The organism is Chryseobacterium sp. MEBOG06, assembly GCF_021869765.1.
Taxonomy (GTDB): Bacteria; Bacteroidota; Bacteroidia; order Flavobacteriales; family Weeksellaceae; genus Chryseobacterium.
The window spans coordinates 2,359,594-2,376,028 of the sequence record NZ_CP084580.1 but is presented as its reverse complement, the minus strand read 5'-3'; the positions used below and the strand labels follow the sequence as shown (position 1 = coordinate 2,376,028).

Genomic DNA, 16,435 nt, shown 5'->3' with positions numbered 1-16,435 from the left:
TCTATAAAACACAAAACCCACCGTAATTGCGGTGGGTTTTGTGTTAGTTTAAGTATTCAAAATTTTGAATCAAATTTAAAAATTCATTGATTTTATCTTGCTTTATATTAAGTAATAATATTGAAACCCTGCCATCAGAATAAATTTTTGTAACCCTGTTTTTTTTAATTTCAAAACCAATTTGTTTTTGGTTTTCGGAATCTTTTATTACATTTAAAATATCTTCTTTATTGACATCTTTTATACTCCAATTATTAGAATTACCTATATTTTTATATCCAGAGTTTATGTAAATAGTTTGTCCGTGCTTGTAATTAAAGTAAAACTCATTACCTTTTACTTTCCAAGCCAAAACCCCTTTAGGTAGACGTTCACTAAAATTTGTGGTTATATAAGTTTGATTATCTGCAGAAGCATTTACTTTAGATTTATAAATAAATTCATTATAATCTTTTAAGTAAATAAAATCTAACTTATTAGAGTTAATGTTATTTCCCGTATCTATATGAGTTGCACAAGAATTAAGAATAAACAACATCAATGGTAATATAATCTTTCTCATTTCTCGTTTATTTTCTTAATTGTGGATTGTAATTTTGAAAATTCAACCGTTATAATAGGGTTTGTATTAGTATCATAAAAACCTACTGTCGGCGGATAATTTACTTTAGGCGTTCCATCAATCTGACCAGCACGCAATGACTCAATTTCTTCTTGATATCCAAGCACAGCGTTAGGTTCTGTAAATCCTCTGTTGTTTTTAGCTTCTGTGTCTGTGGGAGACCCTTTTGCTGCTCCATAACTAGTCATATTTCCATCCTTATCATATTCGTTAACGTGTAAATGAACATCAGAAGTAGCAGTGCTGCCTTTATCTTTTAAATCTTTTCTTGCATCTGCCCATTGTTTAGGTCCAACTTCTCCTGCTTTATCTCCTGTGACAACTTTTGATTCTCCTTTATCTCCCCTTATGAAACCTTGTTCTGTTTGGGTTTTGTCACCTTGTCCAAATTTATACATTCCTGCCATCTTATCACTTTCGGAGTTTGAAAATGCAGATACAACGTGTCCTTTGCCAATAGCAGAATTTACATCTTCCTCTTTTTTACTTGTAGTTAATACCATTTTTTTAACATCCGCTCCCTCTTGCTTTTCCCTTTTAACTTCTCGCCCACTTAAATTAAAATAAATTATATCCAAAGGACCACGTCCATCAGGGTCTATGAATCTAAGAGGATTATTGAAGCCATAATTATAAGGAGAATGCCTTCTCATCTTCTCCGCCAAAGGATCTACTACACCCCATCTTCCTATATCTGCCATATACATCCTCGCGCCATAATCATACATACCTGTTTCCTGCAATTCCTTCCCATTGTACTTGTAATTCATATAACCTCCTAGCAAGCCTTTCACTCCTCCAATATGATTCATGCCAAATGCGTAATAATTATTGGCATCCGTTATTTCAGGAGTGCCTGTGCTGTCTTTGGCAAAACTTACCCTGGCATTTCCAAGGTGGTCTTTGTACTGATAAATATAGCGGTTTTCTTTGAAACTGTAAAATCCTTCTGCGGTAGGTACAAAATCCAGAGTCCATTGGGGAGTAGAAGGAATTACAGGATCAATTATTTTTCTGTAGGCCTGTTCTTCATAGGCTGTTTCTGTTCTGCACACTAAACATACATTGCCATCACCTCTATAGCTATACTGAAAACCATCGAGGTAATCAGTAAGATGATCTATGGGCAGCCCCATATGAAATGACTGTATATATGTTTTGCGGAGTTTCACCCCATCTGCCCGGTAAAGATGGCTGATATCTGCCGTGTTTACTTTTCCTGCAAAATTAACATTCTGAATATTAATCTGGTAGGGAAGATTTAAATAGTTATACTGAATACTCTGTATCCCTTTATCCTTCATCGTGGTCATACTCCCATTCAGGTCATAATCTATGATATTATTACCTCCTTCATAACCGGTATCGTTCATGGCATTTTCGATCACTTGGGTCAGGCGGTTCCCATTATAGATATAATCAAGATTATCTACCAAAGTAGCTGTGTTTCCTGGCATAGCTGCCGCTGTACGTTTAAGATTACTGATGTTTCCATTCAGGTCATAGGTCAGGTATTCGTCAAAATTACCGCTGACTCCGGTTCCCGGTTCTTTATAAAAAGCATTGGTAAGCCTGTTTAGGGCATCATATTCATAAACATATCTTTTGAGATTGTTTTCAGAGCCATTATTCCAGTCAACTTCTGCGATATTGCCATTGAATTTCCCAGTTGTCGATGGGTTTTCAGGGGTATTATATTTGATCTTATACCCAAAGAGTTTTCCGTTCAGGGTGGCAGGATCATTGATCTGGGTCATCCATCCCCGGATATTGTATTTATAGTCCATCTGCTGAAGCGGAGATGCGGCAGCAATTCCTCCTACTTTCTTAGATTCCAGCTGGGAAAGTTCATTGTACTTATTCTGGGTAAGATATTCAACAGCATTATTATCTACCTGATGTTTATGTACCAATAGCCTGTTTTGGCTGTCATATTCGAACGTTTCGGTAATTACTCTTTCCTGGTCGGTATCTAAACGCTTATGTCTGGTAACAGTCATTTTAGGTGTGCCTGAAAAATCAAGCTGGCTCTCTGTTCCTGTATATCCTCCCAGATGGTTTACGGAATGAGTCCCTACTGCTCTTCCCCGGAAATCATAATAGAAATACGTTTTAGTCCAATTATCATCCTCTACATTCTTTACGTAAGAAGCCGTAGGCATTCCCTGAGTACTCACACTACTCGCTGCATTGATCACAGGCTGGTCTAAAATAACAGAAGGAGGAAACTTCTTAGTATCCCGAGGATAATTGTCATAATAATTAATGCTCAGAATAGTCTGGGAATCCGATAGAAAATTGTTCGTATAGTATACCATAATCCCAGGCCTGTTAAAACCGGAAGCAGTCTGCTCCTCTACAATATTCTGACTGCCGAGCTGGTTCTGCATCGTTTCACGGTCTCCACCAGATATAATCCCTGTGTAGGCCACGCGTCCAAATTTATCATATTTGGTAAAAAGCCACTGTCCTTTACCTTCCATAACCGTATCACGGGTAAGAATAAGCCGGTCTTGTTTGTCATAAACCATATATTCCCAGCCTTTACCTGGAAGCTTTTTTTGTACAGGCCTTCCTCTCCCATCATAACGGTACTGATAGCATAAACTATTCAGAAGATCATCCGTAATAGATTTATGGATAGCATTTGGGGGGAGAACAAAGGCAAGCTGATCATATTCATTATAAACATAATAGGTATCCACATGTACTGTACTGCTCATCACCTTTCTTACCAAGATAACCTGGCCTTTGGCATTCTTAAACTCCTGGGTTTCATTACCGTCTTCGTCTTTCACTGTATTCTTATACAACTGACCGGGAGGATATGTTTCTCCGGGAGCTAAACTAAGCTCACTCTTTGTGGCTCCGTTGTACCAGGTAGAAGATATAAGATAATGATAAACTTCACTCTGTCCATTAGTGCCATATTCATATTTTATGGGCTTTTGAGACCAGTCTGTACCCACCTGAACCTGCTGCTGAACACGGTTAAGCGGGGAACTTTCCAATCTTTTCTCAGAATAGATCTTCTCACTGCCATAAATCTGAGGATTGCTGGCATTGGAAAGCGGAGAACCATATATCGCTCCATTTTGGGTTCCGGACTGAGGGACAGGGAGATATTCATTCACCTGTCTTCCAAATAAATCGTATTCAAATGAGGTTACAACATCTTTCCCATCCGGAGAAGCCTTGATATTGATATTCTGTTTGGGTCTTGAAAGCCCATCCAAATACTGTACCGTCTCTGTTACTTTAGGAGTGGTATAATCAAGGTAGGTTTTGGTATAGACATAGTTTTCTGTTGGTGAAAGCTGGGCATGAAGAGCTCCTGTACTCAACAGAATTCCTATTGGAATTATAATTTTTTTCATCGGTCTTTAGTTTTTAAAATGGTACTGGTATTCTTTTAATGTCTTATAAGAAATATTTCCGCTTGCATCTCTTTCTTCCTGTTTTACTTCTTTCAGCCTGTTTTCTGTATCGTAAAAATACAGTTCTTTTACTCCTGAAGGCTGTATGATACTTCTTATTCCGATCAGAGGATCATGGGTGTACGTGGTAATTTGGGTATTGGCTGCAGTGGTTTTTCTAAAGGTATCCAGAACAGCCAGCAGCGCCGATTCATCATTGTTTACTCCGGCAGATGCATCGATATTGGACGCATTGACAATGGTTGTTATGGCCGATTGTGGAATATCAATCATCCTCGCTCCTTCTATTTTTGCAATAGGAAGAGTTTTGTTGTACCCCCAGATGATGGTTACAGGAGTTCCTTCTTTTAAGGTATATTGTTCCAGATTACCTTTGCTGTCATATCGGTCATACTGGATCTGGTTTTCCATGGTATTGCTCTGAATGTTAAGACCTATTATCTTATCAGGGAAAAGACTCGCAGTAGACGGGTCATAAATAAGCTCTGTCTTAGCCAAAGTTTTACTCTGACCCGAAGGGCTTGCTTTCTGAGCAACTTCTGTTTCTAAAGGAATACCAAGCATATTGGCAGTAATGAGCTTCTGATTATTCTTCTCAGTGGCATACAGGTAATTGGTAATAGTGGATGTACCGTCAGGAAAAAGCTGGGTAGATAAGGACAAATAGTCTAAAGCGTTATAAACGCTTGTGCTTGTACTGCTCACCGAGCTTTGAATACCATTCTTGTAGAAATAAGACGTTTCTGTTTTAGAGGTAGGTAAAGTGATCCCAAACTTTTCGAAGTTTTTATAAGGGGTCGTCAAACTTACATTTCCTACGTGGCTCAAAAGTTCCTGAAATGAGTTATAGCTAAAATATTCCGCAACCGAAACTCTGTAAAAATTATCAAGTAATTTGATCCCGTCATTTTTTTCAATTTCTATGGAGGAATAATTCGTTTGGGTTTCTGAAAGGATCTGCCCGGTTGAATTATACTTTTTCTCAGAAACCAGCTGTCCTCTCAGATAATCGAGATTAGGAATGGGTCTTACAGGAGGCTGAAGGGCTAAGCTACCCTGATTCGGGTACTCAAGCGGAGATCTGAAGGTATAAACGGTCTTCCCATTATCGGTAATATTATCATTATTATCTCTTACAATTTGTTTTACGGTAACATATTTGTACCCGACATCGGATCCCTGGGTTTTCTGAACAGGAAGGATATTAGAATCTGTTTGTACATCAAACTGAGCACTATACGTAATATCAGCATTGAACAATTTATTTCTGTAGGAATAACTGTCACCATAGGCCATAATAGGTTCTGGAAACACTAGTGACCCGCTACTTTTGCTGGAAGTATTGATATTCCTGTAATCGTATATAAACTCTTTAGCTACCGTTCCTGTAGTAATAGGGGTATCAAAATACTTAATACCATTAATTCTCAATCCTCCACCTTTTCTAATTGCATAATCATTAAATACACGTTCTTTTGTATCCGCAGAAAAAACATAAGAAACAGGTTTGTAGGTTGGTCCATGACTACCGCTTAAGGAAGCATAGTATGTCCCAGGTTCAAGCTCTACGGTTTCATTATTTAATTCATAAATAGGTTCTTGCCCTGTACCAGAACCAGGGCAGAATCCACCACCTACCTGTATGCATAATTGATAGGTTAACCCAGTGGTAAATACGGGCGGGGAAAAAGTATTATTACCCAGCTTTTTGTAGATTTCAAGTTTCCATTCAGAATACATTAAATTTCCTAACAAGAGATACAGTTTAACTTTTTGCGCTGAGTTTATAGTAAAAAACTCAGCTTTTGCTGTAGGGCTAAATGAGTTTAAACCGGTAAGGCCAAAAGAATTATATAGATCAACCCAGCTTCCTGTAATATCTTCCATTCCCATCCCATTATAATAATGGCTATAATCGTTGGTGCCAAATTCAAAGACACTTTTTCCTTTTGTAGGATAGGTAATAGATTTAATGACATCATTCGTTATAGCGTTAGGATCCTCCCCTTTGTAGTATCCCCAACCATCTCTACTTAGCATTTCTGTCGTTTTATTATACTCTAAAGTATATTCCTGATTTTGATTATTAGGCGAAATTTTAGTCACCTTATTCAAAAGCATCTTTCTTAATACTATAGGTGTAATTGTTCCTTGCTGATAATTTGTATCTGCATAGTCATAATCAAAAATATATTTCTCAGTATATTGAGTAGGGCTTTGCCCGGGATAATTAGACTGAATGGATTTTAATTTATAGAGATTAATGGGTTCAATATAATTAGAATCCTGCCTGCCTTTTTCGTAATTTAAATAAATTGTTCCCTTATCTACTATTTCTATACTTGTTAACAAGCTTGTACCTGTACTGTTATTGATTGTTTGGGATTCAATTGCTCCCGGCATATTCCAATCTGGGTTCTGCAACGTTCCCCCAACGGTATTGCTTGTATTGGTATAATTAATATTGCTTGCATATCTAAAAGTACGGGTGGTTGGCTCTTCATATTTCACTAATGAGGAAAGCTCATATTTGAATAATGCTAAAGCTACGTTATTTTGATCCGTAATTTTTGTAAGATGAAATGAAGACCAATAATCATTAATTTCCTCGTTCGCATCAATGTTCGACATTCCTGTTGTAAGCCCTGTTTTTATATTGGTAATGGACTTCTGTGAATTTTCCATCGGGCTGAAAATATATTTAATCCCTTTATCATCTACAATTGTAAAGGAAGTAACTTCTCCAGTAGAATTATTATTAAAAGTAATCCTAAGATTATTTCTATCCAGTTTCTCAGCCTTATAATTTCCGGCAGCATCCTTTACAATATAAAATCTTCCGGATTGTCCCATAAAGTTATATTGAAAGAGGTCATATTCTGTGTCATACCGCCCCTGCCCTGCAAAGAATTTATAGTCATCCATATTTACAGGCTCATCATTCATGACTTTGAAAGTAGGGTTGTAAGTATGATTATAGATACCAAATTTTGTTTTGGGAGGGCTGGAAAAGGCAATTGTTCTGTTCTTTTCATCTGCTCCACCACCTCTTATCGTTCTGGATATGGTTCCTCCTGCGATCAAACTCCAGCCGAGACCTGTTTCTCCTGCTTTATCATCCGGTTTTGCATTGAGAGGATGATATTTCAGCTGAACACTCACCGGTACTTTTGAATTACTGGTCGGAATATTGAACAGAGGAATATTTATATCAGGAATTCCTGTATAGTAACTGACAGGGACTTCTTCAAATTTCATCAGGTTATTCGAAGTAGGAGCTGCGGGAAACATTTGATTTATCTCTCCAACATAGCTTTTAGCAACATCTCCTCCAATAGAGGCCTGTCCCTTAAGCGCATGCCCCAAAAGGGCTGTTAATAAAATAACAGCTATTGTACTTTTTTTCATGATTCTTAGTTTTATTTCTTAATCAGCTTTGCATTGGCTGTTTTATTATTATCCGTTTTTATCGTCACCAGATAAGCGCCCTGAACAAGAGCCTGGGTGTTAATCTTGGTTACTTTATTCTTTGTCTTCAAGCTCTGAAGCTGTCTTCCGCTCATATCATACAGCATAATATCAGCCTCTTTAAAATCAAAGCCAATTTCTATGTAAGCATAATCTGATACCGGATTCGGATAGATCTTGATATCAAATTTCTCCATTAGCTGATCAACCTGTTTGTCTCCCAGTTTTACAATTTTCCAGTTTTCTTTGCCCAGTTCCTCAGCACTGGTTCCGGCTAAAACAATAGAACCATCCCTGTCAATTGCCACGGCTGCCAGCCGCTCTTCTTTTTGTCTGGATTCTCCGGTTACATATTTTCTCCACTGTTCATTTCCATTTTGGTCTAAATATAGTATCCAAAAAGTCTCGTCATTTTCTTCTATTCTTACTTCAGACTGAGTATATCCCCCAGAAGCAATCCTTTGGAGGACTTGTCGTCTGCCGAATGAATCACACTCATTCCCATTAAGAGATCACGGTTCCCAAAATTGTAAGATTTCTGTGACTGTTCTTCTCCTCTCTCGTTTAAAAAAATCAACCACAGGTCAGTACCCTCTTCAATGCCTACCGTTTTGTTTCCTGATATTTCCGATCTTGATTCACCTCCGATAATGTATCCTGTGGAAGTTAAAGCAAGTGTTCTGATGTGATCATCACCTTTGCCACCGAAGTTTTTTTCCCACTCAATTTTTCCGTTCCTGTCGATTTTAAGAACCGTATAATCTCCTTCACCGAAATTGTCGCTTTGTTTTTGTACAATAGTCAGGTGTCGGGTGTCGGATGTATTTTGGGCATCTTTTATGGGAGATGTCTTACCTTGTACCGCTGAACTTCTGGAATAAATCCCGAGTAAAGCTCCGCCGTCTTTTGTTGGGATCATTTTTTCAACTTCATCAAGTCCTTTTCCGCCCCAGATTAATTGGGACAGTTCTTTTCCGTCTTTGTCCAGCCTGATGATCAGCACATCTTTAGAACCGTAGCCTTTTGAAGAATTCTGAACATTTCCGGCCACAAAAAATCCTAAATCTGTGGTTTGGATAACCGCTCTGGCTTCCTCATCAGCAGCAGTGTCCAGTGTTTTCTGCCAAATCTCGTCTCCAAATTCATTGATCCTGATCAGCCAAATTGAAGAACCTCCTTTGGAATCGTCTTTCTTGTCAAGCCCTTTCGTGGAAAATGAGGTTCCAGAAAGTAAAAATCCACCTTCCTGGGTAGCGACTGTTGCAGACAGATAATCATGATTGTTTCCTGAAAAATATTTTTCAAAAACCTGTTTTCCCTGCTGGTTCAATTTTATCAAATGATAATCGTAGCCATTATTCTGTTTACTACCTTGTTTAAGCTTCTCTGCTTGAATGGAACTTCCGGTAATCAGATATTGTCCGTCAATGGTAGTAGTCACCTGGCTCAGAAAATCCTGCGTTGAGGATTTTATATTTTTTTGCCATAAAATTTCCTGGGCTGATCCCAGAATGGTGCATAAGGTAAATACACCCAAATAGATTTTTTTCATATGTATTTGATTTTTTTCAAATATAGTAGTAAACATTTCAAATAACAGGGATATAATGTGCATTTATATATACAATATTGTACACATTGTATATATTTCTATAGATTCCGGAAACTCCGGAAAATTATTCAGTGTCAAAAAATTGTAATGATAAGATTGATCTAAGTATTAGACTGTAGTACATCAAGTGGATGTACACCAAAAAGTATTTTCGTTCTCATATTATTTTTAAGTTGGTATTAGTTTATTTTTATACAAATTTAATAATTTTTAACAGAACTCAAATAAGCAAATGCAATTTATTATACCGTTTCAATATATTTTTTCGCCTATTTTGATAGTATTCTAAAGCAAAAGTAAACCAGCAAAGCGACAGAACATGTCGTATAATACCAGTGTTCATCCATAAAATGAAAAATAATTTTGATTTCTGAAGAAGATTGTATGATCCGTATGAAATATTTTTATATTCAGAAATACAGGTTTAAATAATTCTTAGAATGCATAAATAAACAGTATTGATCTGGTGCTTTTGTAGCTTTGTTACATATATCAGTAATATTCTTTAACTCTCCCTCTGTCATAATTATTTATAAGATTTTTAGTCTTCCAAATTTAAAAACTCTATGTCTTATGTACTAATATTCTTGGAAGAATGCAAAACACAACGTTTTTTACAATACAAAACGATCTCTAAAATCGTTGTAGATTTGTTATTGTTACTTTACCCACACTCTGCAGGTACGGTAGAGAGGATTCCTTTTGTTATTCTTACCATTTTAATGTATTTTTTGAGTTCCCTGAACGAATTTACAAAGGAATTTTCAATAGGCAGTCACTCCTGAAAATCATCACCGGTTTTGACATCTTTTGACAGGTTTCACATCTGTTTTCTTCGATAGCTCTTCGAGTGTTCTTCGGATGAGCTTCGGAAAAAGAATCATTTTACCGAAGAACACTCGAAGAAACCCCGAACAATACCAAACTCATTTTAATATAAATCTGTAACCTAAGTAGTTCTATTTCATATATAAAAAACACAACATTCTTTACAACAAGAAACCACCGCAATTGCGATGGTTTTTTTATTATTAGCTTAAAGTTACAAACTTTGCCAGCGGACGACTCACTGTAATTTGCAAAAATTGAATCTTTGTTAAAAGAATTTTATTTGATACAAATATTCTGATCCTCTTCCGCAGTATAATAATGGTTATACTTTATTATAATCGAATCATTTAAAATGTATATTTTAGGTGAGTCACCACCTTGTTGGATTAAACCACTTACAGATGTTACTTTAAAGGAATATTTTTTCCCTAATTCAATTTTAGTACAAGTATTATTGTTAGTCGGTTTAAATATTTCTATAATATCCATGTTATCTGCTATTAGTATACTAACCATTTTATCTTGTTTAAAAGAAATTATTTTCCTTGTAATATCAATTGGCTCTGAACTAATCTTAATATTATTTGTTTGGCAACTGCACAGAATGGCAGGAAAAAATAAAAAAAGAATATTTTTCATAATGTTATTTTCTTAATCTTTTATCATCTTTATAAACTTTATATAAAGGTGTAGTTTGAACTTGATTACTAGGATCTATTTTCCCAGCAAAACCTTCATAGTACTTTCTTAAGCCTGTCGCGGTATTTTCAGCTCTTGTTCTCGCTGATATAATAATGTTATCATATGGCATCATTTTTCTTGTCAGATCATGCATTTCGTTAAAAATAGGATTGGAATTAGCTGAAGTACTAATAGAAACATCGCTTTTAGTTTCCAAGGATTTTTGAGCGATCAATACATTCTCTACAATTTCATGAGTTATACCAGTCCCTTTAGGAGCATCAGAGAAACTTTCAGCTGCTCCCAATACTTCAGGGTTTGTATATTGGGTAGCTGTACTCGTTTTTGTTACAGCATCATACTTTGCTCCCCCAAAGGAGCCTCCTGGTATTAATCCTCCGTCTGGTGTAACATTATTATTATCTGCATAAATTACAGATTTAGTATTAGGATTTCTAATACCATTATATAAAACTTTATCTGTATCAGATAATTTATTAAAATCTTTTTGGCTTAACTTGCCTGTGCTTAATTTACCATCAACTTCATTCCTTTCCATTTTAAGACTACTATTGGATTTTAGCTGATCAAATCCTTCTCTTGCCATACTACCTATTATATTAATATCCTGATTTTGCATTCCATCCGGATCTATGAAACGTAAAGGATTATTAAAACCATATGCATATGGAGTCCATCTCCTTGTTGTTTCTGCCAATCCATCTACCACACCCCATCTTCCTAAGTCAGCCATATACATCCTCGCTCCATAATCATACATACCAGTCTCCTGCAATTCCTTTCCGTTGTACTTGTAGCCTTTATATCCTCCTAAACTGGATTTAGTTCCGCCTATGTGGTTTGCTCCAAAAGCGTAGTAGTTATTCGTATCTGTAATTTCAATGTTGCCTTCACTATTTTTAGCATAACTTACCCTGGCATTTCCTAAATGATCTTTATATTGGTAAATATAGCGATTTTCTGTAAAGCTATAAAAACCTTCTGAAGTTGGTACAAAATCCAATAGCCAGCCTAGGGAGCCCAAAATAGGGGGGGGGCAAGAAGGATTGGATCCTTAAATGCCTCCTGTTCATAGGCTACACTTGTTCTACACCATAAGCAAGGCTGTACAGTTTCCAAAAAACTATATTGAAAACCGTCTAAATAATCAGTATATGAATATGAGGTAGATTGACCTCTTCCTCCTCCTGATTTATTTGTTTTTCGGAGTTTTGTTCCGTCAGCACGATATAAATAGCTTAAACTGAAATTTACATTTGTACCAAACGGATCTGTCTGGCTAATTGCAAAACCATCAGGCAGGTTCAGATGATTATAAGCAATATTCTGAATTCCTTTATCCTTCATCGTGGTCATACTCCCGTTCAGGTCATAATCTATGATATTATTACCTCCTTCATAACCGGTATCATTCATAGCATTTTCGATCACTTGGGTCAGGCGGTTGCCATTATAGATATAATCAAGATTATCGACCAAAGTAGCCGTATTTCCTGGCATAGATGCCGCTGTACGCTTGAGATTACTGATGTTTCCATTCAGGTCATAGGTCAGGTATTCGTCAAAATTACCGCTGACTTCGGTGATGGGTTTAAAGACTTTTTGCTAAAAACGCTGCTGCTTTGTAAAACCATAAACCCTCGCAAAAGCGAGGATTTATGGTTATCAGCGCAAAGTCATAGAATGCGCAGCAGTTCTTTATTTATCTACAGGGCATAGATTGCAAATCAGACTATCTAATTTCTAACTTTCCATTAAGTATGGTATAATAAAAATATTTTCCCTTAATCCTTTTGATAACGTAATAATCATTTCGTTGGTATCGAGATATATTATCATCCATTTTCTCCCCTTTTAATGTAGTTTGAATAAACTCAAGTTCATTTTTAAATTTTCCTTCTTTTTCTTCATAAACCTTTCTTCTCAAAGTGCTGTCATCTCTATTATTTACTTCATCATAGTATGTAAATTCCACAACATTAGCCTTATCTGTTTTAAGCACTGTAACACTAGGGGCGGGAATATAATGAGAGTAGTTCTTCCAATTATAAATAATAAAATCGTCTTCTTTGCGTGGTAATAAAGCAATAGTTCCGTCTATAAAATTATCAAAGATTTTTGATGCATCTTTACAGCCACTAATCATTAATTCTATAACCTCCTTATTTTCATCTGTCATTTTCATTTTATCAACTTCTAATTCCTTAATACAACCTTCGTAGGAGCTTTTCTTTTTATCCTCAAAGAAAACTTTAATCTGTTGATTTTGTGCAGAGCAAGACTGCAAGAAGAGCAGAGAAATAAAAACTATAAAACGGATATTATTTCTTTTTTGTTCGTTTAGCATTGTCATAATAATTATATCTTCCTTTTAAAACTGATGAAGCGGCTGTTCCATATACTGATCTTGCTGCGTTTAATCTATCATCTCCCGATGTATTATCTAACGGTTTTCCATAGTGATTATAGTAAAGACTATTTCCAGTACAGTCAATTAAAACAGTTTGTAAATCTAAACCTCCAAAAATTTTCGGATTTGTTGAGTATGAAGACCTTAAAGGCAAACCATTTTCAGCACGAATCATATTCTCCCAATGTGAAGCAAAAATTTCTCCTCTACTTACCCCAAACCAACTTCCATTAAACAAATAATTACTTTCATCTCTTTTATGACCTAACTCGTGCCCAAGGCTCACAAAGAATGGAGACTCTGTAAGACCATTGGTCGTTGGAGTTTGTGTTGATTTTTTTGGATCTATTTTGATAGGATCTGATGAACTAATCCCTGCATCTCCAGCATTTCCTTTATCATACATAATATTCACATCATGTTTATCATTATCAAAATATGATACCAAATCTTTTCCTGTATCTCCACCATTTTCTAATGCTGATAAACCTGAAACAATTCCTATTACATTATCTGATAATTTTACATTTTTGTCAATTGTTACCCATTTTCCGTCTACTTGGTGTTGGGTTTGTCCATTAGAATAACGGTAAGTATTTTGTCCATCTGTAATACTAATCCACATTCCGTCTGGATCAATAAAACGTACCGGATTATTTATAGCATAATTGTACGGAGAAAAATTATGTCCCTTTTCACTTAGCGGATCAACAACTCCCCATCTACCGATATCCGGCATATACATCCTTGCGCCATAATCATACATTCCCGTTTCCTGCAGCTCTTTACCATTATACTTGTAATTCATATAACCTCCTAACAAGCCTTTCACTCCTCCAATATGATTCATTCCAAATGCGTAATAATTATTGATATCCGTTATTTCAAGAACGCTTGTTTTGTCTTTTGCAAAACTTACCCTGGCATTTCCAAGGTGGTCTTTATACTGATAAATATATTTATTGTTTTCAGAATGAATATATAGTTTTTCATATACAAAACCACCACTCAATAGTAGTGGTTTTGTTATTATAACAACCATCCGATGCAGTCTCGTGACAGCAAGATGAAAGGTTATGTGTGATAGCAGGTACCTAAATTATCTATTATTGATCTGAGGAATATTTAAAATCTTTTAGAACTAAAATCCCAAAATAACCCCATTCAAATTCGTCTTGAAAACTAATCTTTAATATTAGATTTTCTTTTGTTTTTTCAAGAATTTCGATAGACTTTATAAATCTATGATGTGAAGGATAGCTTCCATCTGGAGATTTTGCAATAAAGACATCTTCCCCTTTTCTTTGTAAATTAAACTCATCAAATATTCCAAACTTAATATTTTTTTGAACTTCAAAGTTATTCGGTTGCAAAGAGATTATTTTTTGAAATGATTTAAGTTTATCATCATATCTATACAAAGCTTCTTTATCAGAATCATACTTCAAATATTCATATCTCATTTTTGATGTATCCTCCCGAAACCGATCAAAGATTCCAATATTAACTTTCTCATTATTTAGTATTGCCGATTTATATGTTACAACAATTGGTTTGTATATCTCTATAATCTGCCCTTCAACTATATTTGCTAAAAATAATATTGCTAAAAAAATTATATTTTTAATTACTGCCAATCTTATTGTCTTGTCTTTTTTCATCTTGTCTTAATTTTATAAGTTGGTTTTTGATTACTTCCGCAGGAGACCCAGGAGTCCGTTTGGCTTCAAGCCTAAAATAAGTTGATCCATAATTTATATGATCTTGTTCAGCTCCGCCAGCTTCACCTTCTATATGAGCTTTTACTTCATGATAAACAGCTTCAGCCAAATCATAATTATCATATTTAATAGAATGAGAATCTCCTTCTGCTTCAATTGTTGCTGAATAACCTTTCTCGTTACTATCTTTCTTGAAAAAACGGATATTGCCTAAATGATCAGTATAATGGTAAATATACTTCTTTTCAACGAAATTATAATATCCTTCTACAGCAAGAACAAGGCTAAGTACATCATCTGTATACTGAAAGCCATCCAGATAATCGGTAACCTTGGTAGTAGTTTTTGTATAAAAAACAGAACGCTTTTACAATAAGAAACCACCGCAATTGCGATGGTTTTTTTATTATTAGCTCAAAGTTACAAACTTTGCAGCGGGGCCTACTCCAGCAAGATTACAATTGTCTAAAATTTTATATCCGTTATTAGTTTCAATCATGCAATACCTTTACTTTTGTTATCATTTTATTCTTACAAGTTCGTTAGAATATACACGGTATATATCTTTTATTTTTTGGTCTATAATTAGAGTAATAAATGTAATATCTTTTAAAGCATCATCAGAAAATTCAGAAATTTTTCTTTTTGAAAAATCCCCTTTTTTTAATTTAATAATATATTGATAATGACTATTATTAAAAATATAATCATTGTCAATTTTTATCTTTTTAAATCCTTTACTAAAATTATTAAAAGATAATAATTCATCATCCTTATAAATTCCTGTTAAATTAATATTTGTACCTGCATAATCATCATGTCTAATTCTATCTAAAACAATAACTGTATCCTTAGGAAAAGTGAATAAAATATATTTTCTTTTACAGCTATTAAAATTTGTGTAATTTTCTAAGGGATCAATATATGTATTTTCTTTTAAAAATAATTCATGGTTTGTCTTTAAGTTTTGATGATATTCTAGTTCAATAGACTTATTAATGCTATTGACATATTGGTCACATTGATTTTTTGTTTTACAGCCAACTAATATCTCCAAGATAACTAGTATATATATGTATTTTTTAATATTCATAATTCTCTTTAACTTTTTCTTTAGTGGGATAATTTTCTTTTTTATCAATGTACAAACTCTTTTTATTATCTTTTGTCAACAACGAAGTATCATTCCTGTATGGGTTATAGAGTGTTCTTAAAGGAAGACCTGCTGCTTTTCTAATTTTATTCTCTATATGTGTGGCATTTATTTCATCAATAGTTATTGATTTTCCGCTATTAGTTTTATACCAGTCATCCATTGCATTCTTTTCCTTTTTCAAGTCTGACTTAGCATGTCCCATTTCGTGCCCCAATACAATATAAGTTTCAGCATCTTGCATCCCTTCAGTTGTAGGTAGGGGAACTTTTTCACCATTTACCACAATTCCTCCAGTCCCGTAGCCATAATGATTTTCACTATCAACATTTGATCTGATCGTTACATCATTTCCTTCTTGAGAAAAGAAATCGATAAGATCGGATAAATATAATTTTTTTTGATGATGAAAGAGCAAAATAGGCTGTCTCTTTTGAGACAGCCTATTATTATATCAACTCAAAGTCATAGACTTTACG

14 protein-coding genes are annotated in these 16,435 nt (G+C 35.0%); all 14 read right to left on the bottom strand.

Annotated features, from left to right (window positions below; translation table 11 throughout):
* Positions 1–43 precede the first annotated feature (43 nt).
* Positions 44–562 (bottom strand): hypothetical protein, encoded by a 519-nt coding sequence (locus LF887_RS10810; RefSeq protein ID WP_236859198.1) that lies wholly within the window; start codon positions 560–562, stop codon positions 44–46.
* Positions 559–3,999 carry a DUF6443 domain-containing protein gene (locus LF887_RS10805; protein ID WP_236859197.1) on the bottom strand — a complete coding sequence of 1,147 codons (3,441 nt, stop codon included), beginning with the start codon at positions 3,997–3,999 and terminating at the stop codon, positions 559–561. The genes LF887_RS10810 and LF887_RS10805 overlap by 4 nt, the downstream gene beginning before the upstream one ends.
* A 6-nt stretch (positions 4,000–4,005) precedes the next feature.
* Positions 4,006–7,467 carry a hypothetical protein gene (locus LF887_RS10800; RefSeq protein WP_236859196.1) on the bottom strand — a complete coding sequence of 1,154 codons (3,462 nt, stop codon included), beginning with the start codon at positions 7,465–7,467 and terminating at the stop codon, positions 4,006–4,008.
* A gap of 11 nt (positions 7,468–7,478) precedes the next feature.
* Entirely contained in the window at positions 7,479–7,835 is a 357-nt protein-coding gene (locus tag LF887_RS10795; RefSeq protein WP_236859195.1) for a T9SS type A sorting domain-containing protein, read from the bottom strand.
* A 116-nt stretch (positions 7,836–7,951) separates the two neighbouring features.
* A complete protein-coding gene (locus tag LF887_RS10790) occupies positions 7,952–9,079 on the bottom strand; it encodes a hypothetical protein (RefSeq protein ID WP_236859194.1) in 1,128 nt (375 codons plus the stop codon).
* Positions 9,080–10,246: 1,167 nt separating this feature from the next.
* Positions 10,247–10,609, bottom strand: coding sequence for a hypothetical protein (locus LF887_RS10785; protein ID WP_236859193.1), 363 nt, complete (start codon positions 10,607–10,609; stop codon positions 10,247–10,249).
* A 4-nt stretch (positions 10,610–10,613) separates the two neighbouring features.
* Positions 10,614–11,675, bottom strand: coding sequence for an RHS repeat-associated core domain-containing protein (locus LF887_RS10780; protein WP_236859192.1), 1,062 nt, complete (start codon positions 11,673–11,675; stop codon positions 10,614–10,616).
* 8 nt (positions 11,676–11,683) lie between these two features.
* Positions 11,684–12,172 carry a hypothetical protein gene (locus LF887_RS10775; RefSeq protein WP_236859191.1) on the bottom strand — a complete coding sequence of 163 codons (489 nt, stop codon included), beginning with the start codon at positions 12,170–12,172 and terminating at the stop codon, positions 11,684–11,686.
* A gap of 232 nt (positions 12,173–12,404) precedes the next feature.
* The gene (locus LF887_RS10770) at positions 12,405–13,019 is read right to left on the bottom strand and encodes a hypothetical protein (RefSeq protein WP_236859190.1); all 615 of its coding nucleotides are present in this window, start codon (positions 13,017–13,019) and stop codon (positions 12,405–12,407) included.
* Positions 12,994–14,124, bottom strand: coding sequence for an RHS repeat-associated core domain-containing protein (locus tag LF887_RS24320; RefSeq protein WP_317207798.1), 1,131 nt, complete (start codon positions 14,122–14,124; stop codon positions 12,994–12,996). The genes LF887_RS10770 and LF887_RS24320 overlap by 26 nt, the downstream gene beginning before the upstream one ends.
* A 64-nt stretch (positions 14,125–14,188) precedes the next feature.
* Positions 14,189–14,743 carry a hypothetical protein gene (locus LF887_RS10760; RefSeq protein ID WP_236859189.1) on the bottom strand — a complete coding sequence of 185 codons (555 nt, stop codon included), beginning with the start codon at positions 14,741–14,743 and terminating at the stop codon, positions 14,189–14,191.
* The gene (locus LF887_RS10755; protein ID WP_236859188.1) at positions 14,706–14,912 is read right to left on the bottom strand and encodes a hypothetical protein; all 207 of its coding nucleotides are present in this window, start codon (positions 14,910–14,912) and stop codon (positions 14,706–14,708) included. Before LF887_RS10755 ends, LF887_RS10760 begins: the two co-directional genes overlap by 38 nt.
* A gap of 411 nt (positions 14,913–15,323) precedes the next feature.
* Positions 15,324–15,896, bottom strand: coding sequence for a hypothetical protein (locus LF887_RS10750; RefSeq protein ID WP_236859187.1), 573 nt, complete (start codon positions 15,894–15,896; stop codon positions 15,324–15,326).
* A complete protein-coding gene (locus LF887_RS10745) occupies positions 15,886–16,374 on the bottom strand; it encodes a M91 family zinc metallopeptidase (protein WP_236859186.1) in 489 nt (162 codons plus the stop codon). The genes LF887_RS10750 and LF887_RS10745 overlap by 11 nt, the downstream gene beginning before the upstream one ends.
* Between the last annotated feature and the right edge of the window lie 61 nt (positions 16,375–16,435).

What these genes read in the sequence shown, in the direction of transcription:
- LF887_RS10810 (WP_236859198.1), bottom strand. Translation starts at nt 562, where the DNA reads ATGAGAAAGATTATATTACCATTGATGTTGTTTATTCTTAATTCTTGT.
- LF887_RS10805 (WP_236859197.1), bottom strand. Translation starts at nt 3,999, where the DNA reads ATGAAAAAAATTATAATTCCAATAGGAATTCTGTTGAGTACAGGAGCT.
- LF887_RS10800 (WP_236859196.1), bottom strand. Translation starts at nt 7,467, where the DNA reads ATGAAAAAAAGTACAATAGCTGTTATTTTATTAACAGCCCTTTTGGGG.
- LF887_RS10790 (WP_236859194.1), bottom strand. Translation starts at nt 9,079, where the DNA reads ATGAAAAAAATCTATTTGGGTGTATTTACCTTATGCACCATTCTGGGA.
- LF887_RS10785 (WP_236859193.1), bottom strand. Translation starts at nt 10,609, where the DNA reads ATGAAAAATATTCTTTTTTTATTTTTTCCTGCCATTCTGTGCAGTTGC.
- LF887_RS10775 (WP_236859191.1), bottom strand. Translation starts at nt 12,172, where the DNA reads ATGCCAGGAAATACGGCTACTTTGGTCGATAATCTTGATTATATCTAT.
- LF887_RS10770 (WP_236859190.1), bottom strand. Translation starts at nt 13,019, where the DNA reads ATGCTAAACGAACAAAAAAGAAATAATATCCGTTTTATAGTTTTTATT.
- LF887_RS24320 (WP_317207798.1), bottom strand. Translation starts at nt 14,124, where the DNA reads ATGGTTGTTATAATAACAAAACCACTACTATTGAGTGGTGGTTTTGTA.
- LF887_RS10760 (WP_236859189.1), bottom strand. Translation starts at nt 14,743, where the DNA reads ATGAAAAAAGACAAGACAATAAGATTGGCAGTAATTAAAAATATAATT.
- LF887_RS10750 (WP_236859187.1), bottom strand. Translation starts at nt 15,896, where the DNA reads ATGAATATTAAAAAATACATATATATACTAGTTATCTTGGAGATATTA.